Origin of the sequence: Spiroplasma platyhelix PALS-1, from assembly GCF_021496725.1 — a bacterium.
In the GTDB taxonomy this organism is placed as follows: Bacteria; Bacillota_I; Bacilli_A; order Mycoplasmatales; family VBWQ01; genus Spiroplasma_D; species Spiroplasma_D platyhelix.
The window spans coordinates 610552-631014 of the sequence record NZ_CP051215.1 but is presented as its reverse complement, the minus strand read 5'-3'; the positions used below and the strand labels follow the sequence as shown (position 1 = coordinate 631014).

Here is a 20463-nt window from a genome sequence, read left to right as displayed (position 1 = left end):
TATTTTTTTTATTGAAAAATTTAAACCATAAAAAAATATTTTTTTGCTGAGATATTAGGGTAAAATTAGAAAATATATAACAGTAAAAAAGAAAGGGTAGAAATAAATGGTAGAACAATCAAATCAACTTGTTAGTAAACAGGTAATTAAAAATAAAGCGTCCACCCTTACTACTGCACAAAAGAGTGAAAAAGTTTCTTTTAAAGAAAAAATCAGCAAAATTTTTAATGCTCATAAAACTAAAAAAGTTAATAAAGAATATGCAGATTACGCAATTTACATTAAAGATTTCACTAAAAAATTTAAAAAATTTGTTGCTGTTGATAATGCAACAATTAAAGTTAAAAAGGGAACAATTCATGGATTTATTGGTCCAAATGGTAGTGGAAAAACAACAACAATTAAATGTTTAATTAGTGCAATGATTCCAACTTCAGGACAGTTATTAGTTCATGGTCAAGATTCATGAACAGTAGCGGCAAAGAAACATATTGGTTACATCCCAGAAGCAGCAAGATTTCCCAAACGAATTAGCACTTATGACTACTTAGTATCAATGGGAGAAGTTAGTGGTTTAAGTACCAAACAAGCAAAAAAGAAAAGTGAAGAAATTTTAAAAGATTTAAATCTATGAAAATTTAAAAAACGTAATCCTAACGCTTATTCTTCAGGAATGAAGAAAAAGGTTCTTCTTGCTCAATCATTACTAAATAATCCAGATATTTTAATTTTGGATGAACCAGCAGCGAATTTAGATCCAACTGCTCGAACAGAATTATTTAATGATTTAAGAAAATTGCGTAAGCAAGGAAAGTCAGTTTTGATTTCTTCGCATATTCTTTCAGAATTACAAGCTTTAGCTGATGAGGTAACTATTTTAAATTATAGTAAGGTTGTTTATCATGGATCAGTTAAGCAAGATAAAGCTAAGTATGAACTTAATACTAGTGATAATGCTAAATTAATAAAACTTTTAGAAGCAAAAGAGTTTCAGGTTGAAAAATATGAAAAGCATTTATTAGTAGATATTAAAAAAGATGAAGAGATTAATCAAGTTATCTCAATTGCTTTAAAGGCAAAGATAACTATTAAATTATTAAAGCCTTACATTCTTGATTTACAGTCAATGTATGAAAAGATTGTTATGGAAAATAATCCTAATAAACCGCAAAAGAAAGGGAAACAATAATGCCAATATTTCGTTATACTTTGAAGAAAATTTTAGTTTCTCCTTCAACTTGAGTAATTTTTGCTCTTACTTTAGCAGTCTTAGGTTTAAGTTGATCACTACCAGTTGCTTTACTTACTAGTAGTGGTCAAAAAATTGATTGAACAAAGGATTTAGTCTTATCAATGTTTTTACCAGCTTGAAAAATATTATCTTTTACTGTATTTATTAGTTTAATGTTGCTAATCTTTATTGGTGTCAAAGCAACACAAATTTTTCGTGATGAGATTGATGATGGAACTTTATTAATCTTAGTTTCAAAACCAATTAGTAGAAATCGTATTTGAGCAGAAAAATGATTATCTTTTCAAGTAACAATTGTTTCTTTTCTTTTCTTTAATATTCTTCTAGGAGGGTTGCTATTAGCTATACCAGGAATTGGTGGTTCAGTTGTTTATTTAACTTTACTTCCTTACATGGGAATTTTATTTGGTATTGGTTTACTATTTGATTTAATTTTTACTTCAATTGTTTTATTGATGTCTTTAGTTTTAAATAGTAAAGCAACAATTGCAATTACTGTTGGTTTTGCTGCTTTAATTAATGTTTTTTCACAAGCAATTGAACCTTTAGTTGTTATTCCGTCTACTTATTTTGAATTATCACATGCAACAGCAGTCTATCATGATTTTGAGAAGAAAGTTACTAGTGACGATATTACTTGGTTTGAAGGACAACTAAATAATTCAAATTACAAATCAGATATTTCAACAATTATGAAAAAAGTTTATAGCACTAATATTCCTGATGTTCCTGCTTATCCTAGTTATTATGATCCAGTGAGAGAACAAGAAGAAGTACATAAAATTATTGCTAAGCCTGCAGATTATCCTGCATATTCTGATGAAGAAGTTGCTTTACTTAAACATATTGATAGTTTTTCTAATGCTTTTCGCCAATGAAAAGAACAAAGTTATGAAGAATTAATGACTTCAAATTATGTAGGAAGAGGTAATGGTACAGGAGGAATAGTAATAGCTCCAAAAAATTATGTTGATTATAGTGTTTATAATGTTATTGAAGCCTTGAATTTGACAATTAGTCAAAATGAATTAGATAATTTTAATACTAAGATTACTCAAAAAAGAGTTATGCGTTATTTCAATATTTTTTATCAGCTATCTTATTTATGAAGTGGAGCATGAGGAGAAAATAATGCTTTATATATTTCTAACTTAGAGTATCAAAATTCTGGTGATCCTTATTTAATTGCTTTTGATAAGGATGATAATAATTATAAAGTTGATACTAGTAGTGGCACTACTAAGATTATTAATTTCCCAGCTTTAATTACTGTTTATTTACTTTTAGGGGTAGGACTACTGGGCACTAGTTGATATGTCTTCAATCGTCGTGATTTTAGTTAATTAATTTTATTTGGTTTTATAAAATGCTTTTTTATGAGAAAATATTAGTAGGAAATTTATTTAATACTTTTAAGTAAAGGGGTGTAGCAATGATTATCACTATTCATGGTAAAAATCTTGAAGTTACTGAAACAATCAGTAAGGCTATTGAAAAGAGCTTGGCACGTTTAGAAAGATTTAAAAAGTTTATTAAACCTGATACTAGAGCAAAAGTAGAAATTCGTAGTTATCCTGATAGAACTTATAAAATTACTGTTAATATTAGTTTGCCATTTAACAAACATTTGCAATCACAAATAAAAGATTATGATTTATATGTTGCGATTAAGCAAATAGTTAATCCGTTATCTCAGCAGTTAAATCACCTTAAGACACAAATTGAAAATAAGAGTGTTGTTAGTACGGGTGAAGCAATTTTAGAAAATGATCAAAAAATAAGTTCTGATTACACAATTGAAGAACTTGATGAATCAAATTTATCATCAGTGAATGATGAATATAATGATTATGACAATAAAGTCTAATATTTAAAAATTTTAGAAATTGATAAAAAAAGAACCTAGCATTGTGAAAATGCTAGGTTCTTTTTTAATATTATCTATTTTAATTTACAATAGTTAATGTAGTATAATGCATGTATAAAAATTGACTAATTATCAATTTGATTCTATTTTATTAAGGTAAATATTACGGTATAATATAATATGGCTTGAATGATTGAGGTGTAATCAAGTGGAAGATTTTAATCAAAAGGAACATGAAAAAATATATCAAACTTTGAAACAGAGTGTTTTGGCTGTTCCAGGAGTTGCCTCAATTGCTAAAAATAAAAATGATAATTTAAAGATTGATATTAATAAAAATAATTTAGGTTGAATTGTTAATATTAATATTAATTGTTTTTCTTATGTTAATATCTGATCAGTAATGCGTCAGGTGCAAAATCAAGCTAAATATATTATTGAAAAAATTAGTAAGCATAAAGAAAACGTTGAAATTAATGTTAATGTTTTTGATTTAATTGAAGAAGATATTTATTAGGTGGTAGTGAATGAAAAAGATTGATATTCAAATCTTAAAAATGATGTTGATTAGTGGTGCAAATAATTTATATAATCACCACTATGAAGTTGATAAATTAAATGTTTTTCCTGTGCCTGATGGTGATACTGGAACAAACATGAATTTAACAATGATGAATGGTATTAAAGAGTTAAATGGTAAGGAATATAAAAGTTTTAAAGAATTTGGTATGACTTTTACTCGTGGCTTAATTATGGGTGCTAGAGGAAATTCAGGGGTAATTTTATCGCAGATTTTTCGAGGATTTTTTCATGATTTCATTCATGACAAAGCTTATGCAGATGCTGAGGTTCTTAGGCCTGCTGATATCTTAAAAGCGTTATTAAATGCCAAAGAGTTTGCTTATAAAGCAGTTATGAAACCAGTTGAAGGAACAATCTTAACAGTGATTAATGATGGTGCAACTAAAGTTAATGAAGTTTGTGCTAAAGAAAAAGATTTAATTGTTATTTTTGAGAAATTGTTGCAGTTAATGCAAGAATCATTAAAAACTACTCCTGACTTATTACCAATTTTAAAAAAAGTTGGTGTTGTAGATTCAGGTGGAGCTGGATTAGTAATTATCTTTGAAGGAATGTTGCATGGCTTAACACGTAATAAACCAATTACTCTAAATAAGAAATTGTCAGCAGCAGGTGCTAATAAGTTTGATTTTTCAGTCAAACAAGAAGAATTTGGTTACTGTACAGAAGTAATTATTAAATTAAATAAAGTAAACGAAAGTGATTTTGAGTTAGCTAAAACAAGAACTGATTTAGAAACAATGGATGGTCAATCAATAGTTGTTGTTGAAGATCAAGGTTTAATTAAAGTTCATGTGCACACATTAAAGCCAGGTCAAATGTTAGATTACTTGCAAAAGTATGGTGAGTTTCTAACAGTTAAAATTGAAAACATGACTGAACAAGCAAAAGCTCATGCTCCAACAATTACTGTACCAAGAAAGTTAAACAACGAGTATGCGCTTGTTGCTTGTGTTCCTGGTAAAGGGATTGAGGACTTTTTTAAAGAAGAATTAAATGTGACAGCGACGATTTTTTATTCTAATCGTGTCAACCCTTCAACTGATGATTTTTTAAAGGTAATTGAGAATGTTGATGCTAAAGTAGTGTACATTATGCCAAATGATAGTAACTTGCTTTTAGCAGCTGAACAAGCAAAAAAATTAGAAAAGAAATCAAAGATTTTTGTTCTACCAACAAAGAATGTTGCGCAAGGAATGCGTGCAGCGTTAAATTTTAATCAAAGTCTAAATAGCAAAGAAAATAATAAAAATATGACAAGCGAAATTAAAAATGTTTCTTATGGGTATGTTTCAGTTGCTGATCGAGATGTTGAGATTGATGATGTTAAGATTAAGAAAAATACCTATATGACAGCAGGTTCATTAAGAAAAGATGCTAAGATTAAAATTTATGCTTCAAATAAAAATCTAACAATAACAGTGAAGAAGTTATTTGATGCAATTATTTGAAATTCAGCAGAAATTATCACAATCTTTAAAGGTAAGAATGTTACTTCAGAAGAGATTTATAATATCACTAAAATTCTTGATGAAAACTATGATATTGAGTATGAATTTGTTAATGGTCAACAAGATGTTTACAATTTTTTATTTGCTGTTGAATAAAATAAATAACAGGGGTGAATGAAATGGCAAAAAATAAAAAAGCACTATTGTGAACAGGTGGCAAAGATTGCTGCTTGGTGTTGCATCTACTTGAAAAGAAAGTTGATTATTTAGTAACATTAGTTCCAAAGGATTTTGATGATTATTCTTTTAAAGCACATCCCATTTATATTATTAAAGAACAAGCAAAGAAGTTAAATCTTCCATTGTTGTTTATTGAAGTTGAAGAACCTTATGAAGAAGGTTACAAGCAAGCTTTTTTAAATTTAAAAGAAAAGCATCACATCAAAACAATTTATAGTGGTGACATTGAATATATTGGGTATTCAAATAATATTATCGAGAATTCTTGTAAGAATAATGAATTAAAATTTATTCGGCCATTATGAAAAAAAGAACGTATGAATTTAATGAATAAATTACTATCTTATAAAATCCAAGCTCAGATTACTTGAAGTAACAATCCAGACTATCAAAATCTTTTAGTAGGAAAAGTGATCGATAAACAATTGATTGAAGAATTGAAGCAGCTACCAATTGATTTATCTGGTGAAGCAGGTGAGTATCATACAATGGTTGTTGAATGTGCACTCTTTAATGAAAAATCAGCTAATTAATTAGCTGATTTTTCATTTTTCTTTCATTATTAGTTACTTTCTCACCCGATATTAGGAATTATTTCAAAAATTTCAATTCAACAACTACTTCCATTATTTCGGTTATTTTTCATGATTGTTTTTTCTTTTGCAGGGCTATATTATATAATTATAATATTAACTCTTTTAAGAGTTGGGAAGGATGTAACATATATGAACTTAGCTGATTTTAACCCTAATAATCCACAAACATGAAGTACGGGTTTGATAGTTTTTGCTTCAGTTGTTGGTGTTGTTGGGTTGATTTTATCTCTTGTAACAATAATTTGATTTATTACTTGAATTAAATATTCTTGATTTCAACGTGATAATAGTGCTAACTTAACAGGAGGACAACTTTCACAAATGTATTTAGAACGATACGGTGTGAATGCAAAAAGAATTAAGTTTCGTGGTACAGGTGATGGTTCAATTAACCGAGTAAATGTTGAATCAAGATACTTTTATTTAAATCCTTATCTTATTCGTCAAAACACTCTAACATTGAGATTATTACCTTGAACTTATCATCGTAGTTCAATCTATAGCTTAGCAATGGCAATGGAAAGTACTTGATCAATTAGTAGTTCAAAAAGTACACGATTTAATAGTTTTTGATGAGATTTTTCAAGAAAAATTTCTTTAATCTTTGTTTTGCTACCATTAGTATTTGCTGCAATTTTTGCTTTAGCACCGTATCTTAATTGATCGGGATTTATTAGTGGTAACTCTAATGTTATTGTGATTATTTTTTCAATTTTTGGAGCCTTATTCTTAATTCTTTATTCACTATCACAGTTAGTTTTTTATAGTAAATCAAGAAAAGAAATTACTGAGAATTTAAAAGGGATTTTACTACCAAATGAAATTAGAGCAATTGGTTGAATTTTCCAGGTTAAGTTTATTTACTACTTAGTTAGAACAATTTATGAAGTATTGCGATTTATTTTACAAATTATTATTTTGATTCAAAGCGAAAAAAAATAAAGCAGAGTTAGTTATATTTAACTCTGCTTTTTACTTATAATAATAATTCGGAACTAGGAAATAGTGTTTTATAAGCGCTAATTTTTTTTATTGCTTTTGTTAGGTTCGGAATTTCTAATGTATCAGTTAATTCAATTAGTTCTTTTCTTACTTTTTCATAAGTCATAGTTCACACTAATCAACTTAAAACTATTGTCATTAAAGTGATGAAACTAAAAATACTTAGCAAGGTAGTGTTGATAGTATCAAGTGTTCCATGTTCAAGATTGATGTAATAAATTAAAGTGCAAACTAGTGTCATAACAACACTAAGATAGAAAATTAAAGTGCTAGCAATTAAGGTTAGGTGTGTTTTATGATTAGCTTTTTTTCATCTGACCATCAGAACACTAATTAGATTTTGATAGCAATTTCAAATTGTTTTTTCTTCAAAATCATTTACCTTTAATTTGAGACAATTAGTTTTTTTATCATAGTTGTTGAATTTAGAAGTTAATTTTACTTTTTTAATTGAACCATCATATTGTTCTTTTTTAAGTAAGATTTGATAGGATTTATTAGCACTTTTTGAAACTTTACTTTTTTTAAGACCAAAAGTAATAGTTGCTCAAATAATTAGTTGGATAACTAACATTAGTCCAACTACTGCTAAAAGAAATAAACTAACAATAATGAAGATGCTGTTGCTATCGGAGTTCATTATAATTTATTCTTAATTGCTTCAATCCCAGGAAGAGGTTTACCTTCAACATATTCTAATGAAGCTCCTCCTCCAGTAGAGATAAAGCTTACTTTATCTTCATAGTGGAACTTTCCAACAGCAGCAGCACTATCGCCACCACCAACTAAAGTAAAGGCATCTTTTAAGTTAGCAATAGTTTCACAAATTGCTTCTGTTCCTCTAGCAAAGTTGTTCATTTCAAAAACCCCAACAGGGCCGTTTCAAAAGACAGTTTTTGCTGTTTGTAGTTTAGCATTAAATAATTTTACTGTTTCAATTCCAATATCAAGCCCCATTTGATTGTCTGCGATATTGCAATCTTTAGTGTTAGTTCCTGGAATGTCTTTAAATTCACTTACTGTTACATAGTCAATTGGTAGGACTAATTTTTCTTTTCCTAATTCAATTAGTTCTTTTGCTAAGTCAATTTTATCGTTTTCTACTAGTGAGTTACCAATACTGTAACCTAGAGCTTTCATAAAAGTGTAAGCCATTGCACCACCAATAATAACAGTGTCAGCTTTATTTAATAGTTGCTTGATGACATCAATCTTATCTGAAACTTTCGCTCCTCCTAAAACTGCAACAAATGGTCTACTTGGATTAAGAACAATTTTGTTTAGCATTGTTAGTTCTTTTTCAATTAAGAAACCAACGCAGCTATCACCAATATAAGTGGCAATCCCAACATTAGATGCATGGGCACGATGAGCAGTTCCAAAAGCATCGTTGACAAATACTTCTGCTAGACTTGCTCAATATGTCCCTAGTTCAGGATCATTACCTGATTCTTTCTTACCATTTAAATCTTCAAAGCGAGTGTTTTCAATTAGTAGTAAGTCTTTTGCTTTTAAATTATTGATTGCTGCTTCTAGTTTTTTGCCTCTAGTTTCATCAATAAAAGTAACAGGATAATTAGCTAATTCTGCCAGTTTCTTAGCAATTGGTGCAAGAGTTTTCTTCTGCTTGTCTTCTTCTGTTTTCACTCTTCCTAAGTGAGAAAGCATGATGATTTTTGCATTGTGATCTTGAAGATATTTAATTGTTGCTAGAGTTGCTTTAATTCTTTTATCATCAGTGATTGTGCCATCAGAAATTGGAACGTTAAAGTCAAAGCGAACAATCACTTTTTTATTTTCAAAATTGATGTCTTTTAATGTTTTTTTATTCATGTTTTTTTGCTCCTTGAAATAAGATTGTAAATAAGGAAAATGCACCCTAATAAAAAATTAAGATGCACTTTTTAAGGTTGATGTTTTGCTTATAAGTTAGCAAAGTACATTATTGTTCTTACAAGTTGAGAAACATAAGACATTTCGTTATCGTATCAAGAAAATACCTTAACAAATTGTTTGCCGTCAACAGTCATCACTTTAGTTAGAGTTGCATCAAAAATTGAACCAAAACTTGAACCGATAATATCTGTTGAAACAATTGGGTCAGTATTATAAGCAAATGATTCATTTTTACCTTGATTCATTACTTGATTGATTTCATCAACTGTTACTTCTTTTTTTAATTCAATTGTTAAGTCAACAAGTGAACCAGTGATTACAGGAACACGAATAGCTGAACCATCTAATTTTCCTTTAACACTTGGAACTACTAAACCAATAGCTGCTGCTGCTCCTGTTGAAGCTGGAACAAGGTTAACTAAAGCACTTCTTCCTCTTCTGAAATCAGAGTGTTCAAGGTCTAATAGACGTTGGTCATTAGTTGCAGCATGAACTGTTGTCATTCATCCCTTAACAATGCCATATTCTTTTTCTAAAATATTAATTACTGGTGCTAAACAGTTAGTTGTACATGATGCTGCTGAAATAATAGTATCACTTTGATCTAAAGTTTCATGGTTAACATTGTAAACAACAGTTTTTAAATCTCCTTTAGCAGGTGCAGAGATAACAACTTTTTTAGCTCCTGCTTCAATGTGAGCTTGAGCTTTATCTTTCTCTGTAAATCTTCCAGTTGATTCAATAACAAGATCAATTCCTAAATCTTTTCATGGAAGTGATTTTGGATCTGTTTCTTTGAATACTTTAATTGTCTTTCCATTGACAATGATTATATTCTTTTCTTTATCAGCTTTAATGTTATCAACATTTCATTCTCTATGTGCTGAATCATATTTTAATAAATAAGCTAGGGCTTCGACGTTTCCTAAATCATTAATTGCAACAATTTCAATGTTGTCTTGTTCAAATAATTTACGGAAAGTTAATCTTCCGATTCTACCAAAACCATTTATAGCAATTTTAACTGCCATTTTAATGCATCTCCTTTTATTTTTTAATTAACAAAAAAATAGTCAATTAATTATATTATAGCAATATATCTTATTTTTTGAATGTTTTTTCACTAAAATTTTGAGATTTTCTTTTTACTGAGAATAAGAAAAATTAATTTTTAAAATCTGTTAGCTCAATTGGTTTGGTTAATTTTTTAATTCGTTCAATTAAACGCTTAACTTTGGTATCTTCAATTTTATTTGCTTGTGGTCTGTAGCAACGTGCTAAGTCACTTAGATTGTAGCTTGAACTAATAAAAGTAGTTTTTAAAGGTAGAACTCTGGCATTAAGAATTGAGAATAGTAATTCATCACGTTCTCAAGGACTAATTGATTCACTACCTAAGTCATCAATAAATAAAAAGTCACAATTTTTAATTTGCTCAAGTTTTTTAATATTGTCATTTTTATTTTCAAAGTTTGATTTGAATTCAGTGACGAATTGTGGTCAAGAAATAAAAGAAACAGTATGCTTTTTTTGAATTAATTTATTTGCTAGTAAAATGAAGATGTAAGTTTTTCCAACACCTGTATCACCATATAAATATAAGCCCTGAGCGCTAGTTTTTAGTTGAAATGTTTTTAAATAACTAATAACTTCTTGACGACCTCGACCAGCAGTAATAAATTCTTTACTTCATGAAAGTGATAGTAAAGCATCATCATAATGACGAATTAAAAATTTATCATTAAGTTCTTTTTGCTTTAAATTACTTATTGTATGAGAACATTCAGTTAAAAAACTTATAACTTTTTGATTGGTATTGATATTTAATTTCAAACGGTAACCTTGAATTTTTTGTTGGCATTTAACAATATTTTCATTTTTTTTACATAAGTTACAACTAGTAACATATTCTTGAAAAAGATCATAATATTCAATAAATAACTGATCATTAATTTTATTATCAGCAATAAAATTAATTAATTCTTTATTGCCTTCATTTTCTTTTAGGAATTGCTCTAAATTACTTTTCATAAAATACTCCTATAGTAAGTAATTTGACTATTAATATTTTAAATTAAAAGTTATCAAATTCCTCTAAAATTTTTGTAATTTCTTTTTCACTCATTAAATTTTCAGCGTTGGTACTTTTTGGTTTTTTTAAATCAAATTCGTAGTTATCATTAGTTCATAGAACATCTTGTTGATATTTCTTTGTTGAATAAGGATTTTTCTTACCTTTTTGAAAAGCTAATTTTAAATGATTTACAGCATCGCTGACATTGTCAATTGCTTTTTCGTTAAAAGTCTTAGCGATTTTTAAGATATAATTAGGTTCAATTCTCTGGTTGTTTTTAAATCAAACGTATTCAATTAAACAGTTAATAACTTCAGGATTCAAATGATAGTTAAAAGTTAATTGATGCAAAATATTTTTTAATTTTGTATCAAGTGGTTTTTCAGTTAGACTAATTAGATATTCTTCAGGAGTTTTCACTTGCATTGAAGAAATTTGATTCAAAATATCTTTATTAGCAATATTATTAATATTTACTGTTAGTGGTGTTTCTAAGTTAGCTTTTAATTGGGCAAAATTACTTGTTGATTTAATTATTGGATTGATTTCAGGTAGTTTTGCTTGAGCTTTATTTAAATTAGTCATTAGTTCTTGTAAGTTAATTTTATTTGTTGTTTGTACTTCTTGATTAACAATAATTTCATTTTCAGTGATGTTGATAAAATCTTGTGTGATTGCTGGTTGATATTTTGAAAAATAGTATTTTTGTCTTTCAAATTGTAAAGTACCAATTTGTGCAATTAATTTTTCTGCTAATTTTTCATCAGCAAAAAAGTTCGGGGCATTCATTGGTTTTTTTATGTGATAAATATAAGTTGCTTTTGAAGGATAGTAGTAACTAACAAGAAGTTGATAAGCTTCTAAAATTTTAAATGCTTCTAATAATTCAATTGAATTGATATCTAACAGCACCATCAATCTTTTGTGATTAAAATCTAAATTAATGCGATCAGTTAAATGCTTTTCTTGCAATAGGGTCAGATATAAATTTGTTGCTTGAATGCCAATGATTGGCTGGTACAACATAAAAAGATATTGATAGTCTTGACTGTCAATATTTTCCTTCACTAGTAATTGAAAAGTATCTGATTCTTTAATTATACGTTGCATTTATTTTGCCCCTATCACTTCAAAAAATTGGCTTTAATTAAACCTTATGAATAAATTATATTGATAATAAAATAGAAATAAAAAAATATGATTATTTTATTAGTTTATCCACATTTTTTCCCCATAAGAAATTATATTTAAGTCTTATTTTTTCTTTATTATTGATTTTTCCACAAGTATTAAAAAATAATCAAGTTATTTTTTAATTTGGCAATGAGCACAGAAGTATGTACCACGATTGTTTACTTTGATTTTTTGAATTTTGTTCAAACAAACAAAACAAGTTTGATTTGCTCTTGTATGAACTTGCAAATGATTTTGAAATGTTCCTGAAACACCTAGACTAGATGTATAAGTAGCAATTGTTGAACCGCCTAACTGAACAGAAAGTTCTAGTATTTTGATGGCATTTTTGATGATAGATTCAAGTTCTTGTTCATTTAGATTACTGACAATTGTTTCAGGATGGATTTTTGCTGCAAATAAAGTTTCATCAACATAAATATTTCCTAAGCCACTAATAGTGCTTTGATCTAAAAGAGCAGTCTTGACTTTTTGTTTTTTATTTTTTCATTTATTTTTTAAATAATTAGTTGTCACTAATTCATCTCAAGGTTCAGGACCAATATTGATGTAAGGCTTTGAATCTTGATATTTTTCTTTTGCTTGTAAGTGAAAAGTTCCAAATCTTCTTGTATCATGATAGCATAGTTGGTAGCCATTGTCTAAATCAAAAACGATGAGAACATGCTTTCAATCAATCGATTCGCTTGCTTTTTTATAATAATATTTTCCTTCCATTCTTAAATGACTTAGTAAAACATCATCATCCAAGACAAAAATTAGCAGTTTTGCTTTTCTTCTCACTTCGCGGAAGGTTTGATTAAGAATTTTTGATTTAAATTTTAAAACATCAGGATCTTTGATAATCTTATTAAGAAAAATTTTGACATTAACAATTTTACTGTCAACTAAAAGTGGTGCTAAGGTTTTTCTTACTACTTCAACTTCAGGTAATTCAGGCATATTTATCTTCCTTTATTTTAAATCATATCAGTTATTACCAGAAACACCATTAATTATTAATGGTACTTTTAATTTAACAACATGACTCATAATCTCATTAATTTTTGTCATTTCTGTATTTAAATCATTGCTATCAATCTCAAAAATTAATTCATCATGAATTTGAGCAATTAAATTAGCTTTAATTTTCTTTTCTTTAATTGCAGTGTCAATTTTAATCATCGCAAGTTTGATAATATCAGCAGCAGTCCCTTGAATTGGCATATTCATAGCAATTCTTTGTCCGAATTCTCTAATAATTTTGTTGTTGTTGTTAATTTCTGGAACAGCTCTGCGACGATTGAAAAGACTTTCAACATAACCATTTTTTTGACAATATTTGATTGTGTCATTAATATACTCTTTAATTTTTGGAAATACAACAAAATATTTATCAATAAATTCTTGTGATTCTTTTATACTAATTTTTAATTGTTGACTGAGACCAAAACTTGAGATGCCGTAGATGATGCCAAAGTTGACAGCCTTAGCTCTAGTTCTTTGTTCTTTTGTAACTTGATCTAAACTAACATTAAAAATTTTACTTGCTGTTTCAGCATGGATATCATGATTTTTTAAGAAAGCATTGATTAAATTTGTATCACCACTGATGTCAGCTAAGATTCTTAATTCAATTTGCGAATAGTCACATGAAACAATTTTTAAGTTTTCAGCACTGGCAATAAATATTCTTCTTACTTCTCTTTGTTCATCATCACGAATGGTAATATTTTGCATATTAGGTTCAGTTGAAGAAATTCTTCCTGTACTTGCTTGAACTTGATTGTAAATTGTATGAATTTTGTGATCAGGGAATATATATTTTTCTAGGCCATTAAGATAAGTAGCATAAAGCTTTTGAACTTTTCGATATTCTAACAAAACAGGAATAATTGGATGAGCAGATTTTAAAGTAATCAATACTTCGTAGGCAGTACTACCTTTTTTAGGATTTGCTAGTTTTAATTCTTCAAAAAGATACTGACTAATTTGTTTTGGTGAGTTAGGGTTAAGAGTTTTTTGAGCAATTTGATTAAGTTCTTTTTCTAATTTGTCTAAAGTAATTTTTGTATTTTCAGTCATAGTTTTTAATTGTTTTGTATCAACTGCAATACCATTAATTTCCATAGTTATTAAAGAGTAGACAGTGGGTAATTCAATCTTTTCATATAATTCTCAATTATCGTTAGTTTTTAATTTTTCAATTAAAATTGGATAAGTTTCGACTAAAAAGTTTAATTTTAATTCTAAATATTGAGCAATTAAAGTTTCAGATTCTGGAATATGCTTTTTACTTGCTCGGCCATAAAATTCACCATCATCTAAATCTTCATTATTTTTTACTTGCAAAATGTTAGCAATATTTTCTAAATTAATATTTTCATTGGCATATAGTAGGTAACTAGCTAGCATATGATCAAAAATAAAGCCATCAGCATTAATGTTAAAATTTTTTTTAATTGAAACGATAGTTTTTTTAATGTCTCAAGTAATTTTTTGGTATTTTTTATCAACTAAAAAAGTTTGCAATTCTTTAGAATTTGCAATCATATTTTTTCGACAATAAAAAGTACCAAATTCATTTTTAATAGCAATTGCTAGTAGCGGATCACGATGGTAGTTGTCTCAACAAATTTCTGTTCACACATAGTTGAGTTTTGCATTAAATTTTGCATCTCACGATTCTAAAACTTTAATAGTGCTATCTTTAAATTCAATAATTTTTTTTTGTGAGACAATTAAACTTTTCATATCATATTTTTTGTAGAAATTTTGTAATTCGGGTTTATCTAACAACTTAATATCGTAGTGACAATCATTTAATTCTTTTTTTAATGGTGTATCTAATTTAATAGTTGCTAGTTCTTTAGTTAGCAAACCTATTGCACTATTTTCTTTAATTAATGAACTTTCTTTGCTTGTTAGTTTATCAACATTAGCGATAACATTTTCTAATGTTTGATATTTTTGCAGCAGTTTAATTGCTGTTTTGGGTCCAATGCCTTTAATTCCTGGTAAGTTATCAGAATTGTCACCCATTAAACCTTTTAAATCAGGAATTTGTTTCGGTTCTAAATGATATTCTACTTTTAATTGATTTTTATCCATTACTTTAAGATCACTTAAACCTTTTTGAGGTTGTAAGATTTTAATGTTGTCATCTAATAATTGAAATAAGTCTTTGTCACTACTGATGATATTTATTTCGTAATCTTTAGCTACTTTATTTTTGCTAATTGTACCAATTAGATCATCAGCTTCATAATTAGTTTCTTGACTTCAAGGAATCTCGGCTAAGTCTAAGTATTGCTTAACTAGATCAATTTGTAATAGTAGTTCTTGTGGCGCAGACTTACGAGTAGCTTTATACTTATCATAGCGTTGAGTTCTGAAAGTATTTTTTCCTGCATCAAAGGCAACAAATAAAGCATCATAATTATTTGAGGTAATAAATTTATTGATCATTCTGATGAAAGCATATAATGCATTGGTTGGAACTCCTTGTAGAGAATGTAAACTTGCTCCATGCTTTGCTGTTGCATAGTATGCTTTAAAAATTAAATTATTGCCATCAATAATCAATGCTTTTTTCATTTATTCACCAATATCTATCTTATTTTGTCTTAATTATAACAAACAATATTTTAATTTATTCTTAATGCAAAGATAATTTGCAGAAAGTTTTGAAATAAAAAAAACAAGAGTCATTTCTGACTCTTGTGATACAAGAATATCTAAGGCAATATGGATTATAAAAAAAGGGGGGGTTATTTATTTTTTATAAATAAAACTTAAGGTTATTGGGGTATAGAGTTTAAATTAGGGGTTTTTAGATTAATTTTTTAAATTAATTATATATTGTTATCTATTCAAGTATTCTTAAAAAGTTACATATTACCTTATAAAAGGACTTATGCATAAGCTTAAATCCTTATAAGAATTGTAACAAATAAAATTTAAAAAGCAAGGAAATTTTTTATTCTTTTTTTAAAAAATAAATATATTTTTCTGTTTTTAAAGAAAAATCTTGTTTCTTTATGAAAAGAGACAAGATTTAAGATTTTTAATCCTAGGATTAAATTATTTTGCTTCAGTTAATGATTTTAATCAAACTTGTTTTGTATCTGCATCTAATAAAGGAGTATCAGCGTTACCTTTAACAACAACAGTTACTTTGTAAGTTTTGCTTGTTTCTTGAGTTTTATCAATTAAATTATAAGAAATTGTTGTTTCATCAAGATTAGCATCATAACTAAATGTTGCTGCATCAGTTGATCATAAGTTTTTATTATCAAAGTCAAGATTACTTGTAGTTTCTTTTTCAATAATAGTATCAAAGCTATCTGTAATAAATGTAGTACTTGCTTCTAATACATTGGTTACATTTTTCAAGAAATTTGGATTAGATACTAAGAATTTCTTCAATTGGTCAAGAACTGAATCTTTAATAAAATCTGTTTCTCCATTACCTTGTAGACCAAGAGTAGTTCATAAGTTTGTTCAGTCTGCTAACATTGCTTCTTTAGTTTCATAAGTTGTTATTTTTTCAAGGAAAGGTCAAATACCAGTAAGAACATTTAAAATTTCTTGAAATTGACTTAATTCAAATTCAAAGTCTGTTGTTAGATTTTCTAAATCTTCTTTAATTTTCTTAAGGATATCTGCAACATAAGAATTTTTCATTGCTGGTTCAATTACTTGTGTGTAAAAATCATTTAAGTTAGTGTTTATTTTGTCTTTAATTGGTAATAATGTTTCACTTAAAGTTTTGTTGCTCTTACAAGTAAAGTCAAAAGTAACATAATTTTCTAAATTAAATTGTCCTTCTGATTGAGGTAGGAATATTTTTGCAATAAAATTAGTAAATCCATCTTTTGATAGTAGTATGTCTTCAACAATTTTTAGAATATCTTTAACGTTAATAATTCCTTTTGTTGCATTTGTTGGCTCTTTAGTTGTAATTTTTGTTAATGTTGTTGTTGGATTAATCCCAAAAAATTGATATTTAATCACTGGAATTAAACTTGAAATTAAATTGATAATATTTTCAGGAGTTAAAGCTACAATTGATTGAAATTCAGTAGCAAATTTATTTAAATCAAAATCAGTTGCTTTTTCGCCATCATATGTAATCGCATTATTAAATATGTCGCCAAATGTTGTTTGCTTATCACTTAAATTGTAAATAAGTCCATTTAAATCAACACTAGTTTTAAATAAAGCAACTTGATCTCAATTTGTGAAATTTTGTGGTTTTAAAATTGAACTTTGTTTTGCTACAGCATCACTACTAAAACCTGTACTTGTTTGATAGTGGGCTAATCAACCATTATTATTTTCACCAAATAAAGATTTTTCAATTTCTTTTTCACCTTTAAAATCTTCACCAAGAACGTTTTCTGGATCAAAAGCAGCAAAATTATTAATTAAATTTGTGATTAATGGAACTAAACCTTTAATCATATCAAGAGTTTCTGGGTTTTCGTTAAGACCTCAAAGCATATTACTAAAAGTATCTTTTAATGCGCCATTAATTAATGAAGCTAAAAGTTTATTAGTAATCATAGCAGGAGGTAAAATAGAAATTAACTTAAGTTGACTTTGAATTTCATTTATAGTTCCAGTAATTTCAGTTTTAGTTGCAAATTGAGTGTTATCAATTGTTTCATCACTATCGTTATTAAAATCTGCTTTTGTTACACCTGCAATATTATTTTTGTATCCTCAAATGCTTTTAAAGGTTTCATAGCTTGTACCGCTATTGTTATTGCTATTTTTTTCAATATTATTTTCAGTACTATTTAAAGCTGTATTTAATAAGCGATTAGTATTAAAATTACCATTTTTACTTAAAATAAATGATTTAGCGATATTACTTGTTTGGTTACTTCATAATTTAATATTTTCTGTTGCTGGTTTTCCTGGTATAGGAGTTGGACCATTTTCAGGATTTCCACATGCAACAACAGTTAGACTGCTTGTTGCACCAAGTGCGAGTGCACCAATTAAACTTATATATTTCTTCATATTTTATCCTCCTTATGTAAGTAGACCTTATTAAAATAAATTCGTTTATTTTAATCTTGTTTATTATAATTGTTTCAAAGCAAAAAATCCAATTATTTACTTTATTGTTGCCAGTATTAAAAAAGCTTAGTAGATTCTACTAAGCTTAGTTTGTTCTTATTTCTTTTAATTGAATATCAGTGAAATAAAAGTTTTTTGTTCCAATAAAGTTATCATTAAAGTCCAAAGACTTGCATCTAACTCAGAAATAATAAGTTTTATTATTAATTTTATAAGCAAAGTTATATGTTAGAGTGTTTGAAGTTTGAACTCCATCATCACTAACTGTCATTATCTGATTATAGACATGACCTTTTGATTTATTAGTAACATCAAAGAAATTTGTATAGTTATCTGCAAGTCATTGATTGTTACTTTCAATAACAAATGAGAAAAGACCAGCATTATCATCAGAACTATTACCTAAAAGAATTAAACTTAGTTGACCTAGTGGAATATCAGGGTTGCTGATATTACTTTTTAAAAGATCTAATATTGAATCAGTTCTGAAACTTAATGGTGCAAGTTCATTACCATTTGGTAGTTGTCCTCCAAGTTTTTGATAAAATTCAAAGTATGTCTCATCAGTAACTGGGTCTGCAGTTGTCATTATATTATATAAAATTGGCATTAAGTCTCTATTAATAATTGTTATTAGTCCATTAGTATCATTTAATAAGAAATCTTTTAATTGTGTTAAATCAAAATTAATTCCAGTATTCTTATCATCATATTGCTTAATTCATTGATTATAAATATTTAAAATATTGTTGACAGCATTTTTTACATCAGGAGTCTCAAGTAAACTTTTAATTGTATTAATGATATTTTCAACAATACTAGGGTCTATTGCACTAACTAATTTAAGCAATACTGGTAAAGGAACTTCTTGACCAAGAAGTTCAATTTTAACTTTAATATCATAAGCAAATGATTTTCCTATTGGACTATCATTATTTTCATTAATATTAAGTAAATTTCGCACAATTTCGATAATTTTATCGGGATTAAAAATAAGATCTTTAATTGTATCTAAAATATCAGCGACATTAAAAGAATTTGTATTTTTATTAGTTGGAAAAATTTTACCAAATGTCAAGTTTTTTGCTCCTTGAGTGATATCATTCATTTCCAATATTCATTGCTTAATTATTGGTACTACTGCTTCTACTAAAGTAATAATATATGATGGATCTTCTAATAGATGCGGGAGATATTGTTGGATATCAGGCATTAAATATTCATCTAAACCAATAGGTGACATACTAATATGGTCACCAATAATAGTTCCTAGATAACGATCTTTATAAGCAGCAGGATCTTGTCCTTCTGCAGGAGGTTTAGGATTAATGATTTGATAGTCTTTACCAATTTGATAAAAAAGATGATTAATCAAAACGCCACTACGATAAAAATTATAATCAGTTGGTGTTCAAGTTTCATAAACATCTTGATCTAGTTCTCATCCATTATCAGTATTTCATTGACTGTAAGCATGACCATTTGGATCTTTTCAATTATCCATGAAAGATTTAAAAGCATTCTTATCTGTCGGAGTAGAATCAGTTGCAGTTCATTTTCCATCAACTAAGTAATTTAAAAGCGAAGTTAAAGGGTTGGTGATAGTTTTTGTGAAAGCTTGATTATCAGGAGCGGTTCAATCTTTTCCAATAACCATATTTTTTAATAAAATTGTAATAGTATCCATTTCATTTTTATCGGTTTTTTTTGTGCCATTTAAAAAATTTACAATTGTATTTTTAATATCACCAGATTTAATTAAATTATAAACAATACGATTATTAGCAACATTCAAACCAGAAACTAAACCAATTTGATTAAGTACAGTGTTTACAGTTTTGTAAGTGTTAACTTGTTGAGTTAGTGATCCTGAGCCTGTGGCACGAAAATAATTTTCTTCATTAGGATTAAAGCCAGTAAGGTTGATGTTTTTATTAAATCCTCAACGATCAACAAATTCTTGTCATGTATTTAAACTAGTATCAAGAGTTTGATTTTTTATACTAGAATTAGGGTAACCTGAAAGCATATCTTGAATAGTTTGTGCTGTATCAGTGCTTTTTTCTTTTCCTAACACTAAAGATTTAATAACAGCAGAGCTTTGATCAGCAAAACTTTTAACTACTGTACTAGTAGCTGAGTTAACGTAAAAATTGTAAACACAAGCAGTTAACGGTAAGGTTAAGCTACTAGTTGCTAAAATGATTGCTAGTTTGTTAAAGATTTTTTTCATAATTTTT

The 20463-nt window shown here is 27.6% G+C and carries 16 protein-coding genes; 7 read left to right on the top strand and 9 right to left on the bottom strand.

All coding sequences use genetic code 4. The features are described 5' to 3' along the window. The first annotated feature begins 106 nt into the window (after positions 1-106). From SPLAT_RS03010 to SPLAT_RS02980, 7 genes are all read left to right on the top strand, one after another. On the top strand, positions 107-1189 hold the full coding sequence (locus tag SPLAT_RS03010; protein WP_168104923.1) for an ABC transporter ATP-binding protein: 1083 nt from the start codon (positions 107-109) through the stop codon (positions 1187-1189). Further along, complete coding sequence (locus SPLAT_RS03005; protein WP_168104922.1) at positions 1189-2595, top strand: ABC transporter permease; 1407 nt, start codon at positions 1189-1191, stop codon at positions 2593-2595. Before SPLAT_RS03010 ends, SPLAT_RS03005 begins: the two co-directional genes overlap by 1 nt. 89 nt (positions 2596-2684) lie before the next feature. Further along, on the top strand, positions 2685-3119 hold the full coding sequence (hpf, locus tag SPLAT_RS03000; RefSeq protein ID WP_168104921.1) for a ribosome hibernation-promoting factor, HPF/YfiA family: 435 nt from the start codon (positions 2685-2687) through the stop codon (positions 3117-3119). A 208-nt stretch (positions 3120-3327) separates the two neighbouring features. Continuing rightward, the gene (locus SPLAT_RS02995; protein ID WP_168104920.1) at positions 3328-3636 is read left to right on the top strand and encodes a hypothetical protein; all 309 of its coding nucleotides are present in this window, start codon (positions 3328-3330) and stop codon (positions 3634-3636) included. Between the two features lie 10 nt (positions 3637-3646). Next, positions 3647-5308 (top strand): DAK2 domain-containing protein, encoded by a 1662-nt coding sequence (locus tag SPLAT_RS02990; protein WP_235083220.1) that lies wholly within the window; start codon positions 3647-3649, stop codon positions 5306-5308. A gap of 23 nt (positions 5309-5331) precedes the next feature. Continuing rightward, positions 5332-5925 (top strand): Dph6-related ATP pyrophosphatase, encoded by a 594-nt coding sequence (locus SPLAT_RS02985; protein ID WP_168104919.1) that lies wholly within the window; start codon positions 5332-5334, stop codon positions 5923-5925. A 192-nt stretch (positions 5926-6117) separates the two neighbouring features. Further along, positions 6118-6930, top strand: a complete 813-nt coding sequence (locus SPLAT_RS02980) for a hypothetical protein (RefSeq protein WP_168104918.1) — start codon at positions 6118-6120, stop codon at positions 6928-6930. 34 nt (positions 6931-6964) lie between these two features. Here SPLAT_RS02980 and SPLAT_RS02975 read toward each other — a convergent pair whose 3' ends face one another. From SPLAT_RS02975 to SPLAT_RS02935, 9 genes are all read right to left on the bottom strand, one after another. After that, entirely contained in the window at positions 6965-7630 is a 666-nt protein-coding gene (locus tag SPLAT_RS02975; RefSeq protein ID WP_168104917.1) for a hypothetical protein, read from the bottom strand. Beyond that, complete coding sequence (locus tag SPLAT_RS02970) at positions 7630-8823, bottom strand: phosphoglycerate kinase (RefSeq protein ID WP_168104916.1); 1194 nt, start codon at positions 8821-8823, stop codon at positions 7630-7632. Before SPLAT_RS02970 ends, SPLAT_RS02975 begins: the two co-directional genes overlap by 1 nt. Positions 8824-8912: 89 nt before the next feature. Then, positions 8913-9917, bottom strand: a complete 1005-nt coding sequence (gene gap, locus SPLAT_RS02965) for a type I glyceraldehyde-3-phosphate dehydrogenase (RefSeq protein ID WP_168104915.1) — start codon at positions 9915-9917, stop codon at positions 8913-8915. Positions 9918-10050: 133 nt separating this feature from the next. Then, on the bottom strand, positions 10051-10917 hold the full coding sequence (locus SPLAT_RS02960; protein ID WP_168104914.1) for an ATP-binding protein: 867 nt from the start codon (positions 10915-10917) through the stop codon (positions 10051-10053). A gap of 43 nt (positions 10918-10960) precedes the next feature. Continuing rightward, positions 10961-12070: a DnaD domain protein gene (locus tag SPLAT_RS02955; protein WP_168104913.1), complete on the bottom strand. Its 1110-nt coding sequence runs from the start codon at positions 12068-12070 to the stop codon at positions 10961-10963. 195 nt (positions 12071-12265) lie between these two features. Next, the gene (mutM, locus tag SPLAT_RS02950) at positions 12266-13096 is read right to left on the bottom strand and encodes a DNA-formamidopyrimidine glycosylase (protein WP_168104912.1); all 831 of its coding nucleotides are present in this window, start codon (positions 13094-13096) and stop codon (positions 12266-12268) included. A gap of 12 nt (positions 13097-13108) precedes the next feature. Further along, complete coding sequence (polA, locus tag SPLAT_RS02945) at positions 13109-15730, bottom strand: DNA polymerase I (RefSeq protein ID WP_168104911.1); 2622 nt, start codon at positions 15728-15730, stop codon at positions 13109-13111. Positions 15731-16216: 486 nt separating this feature from the next. Then, positions 16217-18163, bottom strand: a complete 1947-nt coding sequence (locus SPLAT_RS02940) for a hypothetical protein (RefSeq protein ID WP_168104910.1) — start codon at positions 18161-18163, stop codon at positions 16217-16219. Between the two features lie 145 nt (positions 18164-18308). Next, positions 18309-20456 (bottom strand): hypothetical protein, encoded by a 2148-nt coding sequence (locus SPLAT_RS02935; protein WP_168104909.1) that lies wholly within the window; start codon positions 20454-20456, stop codon positions 18309-18311. Positions 20457-20463: the final 7 nt, after the last annotated feature.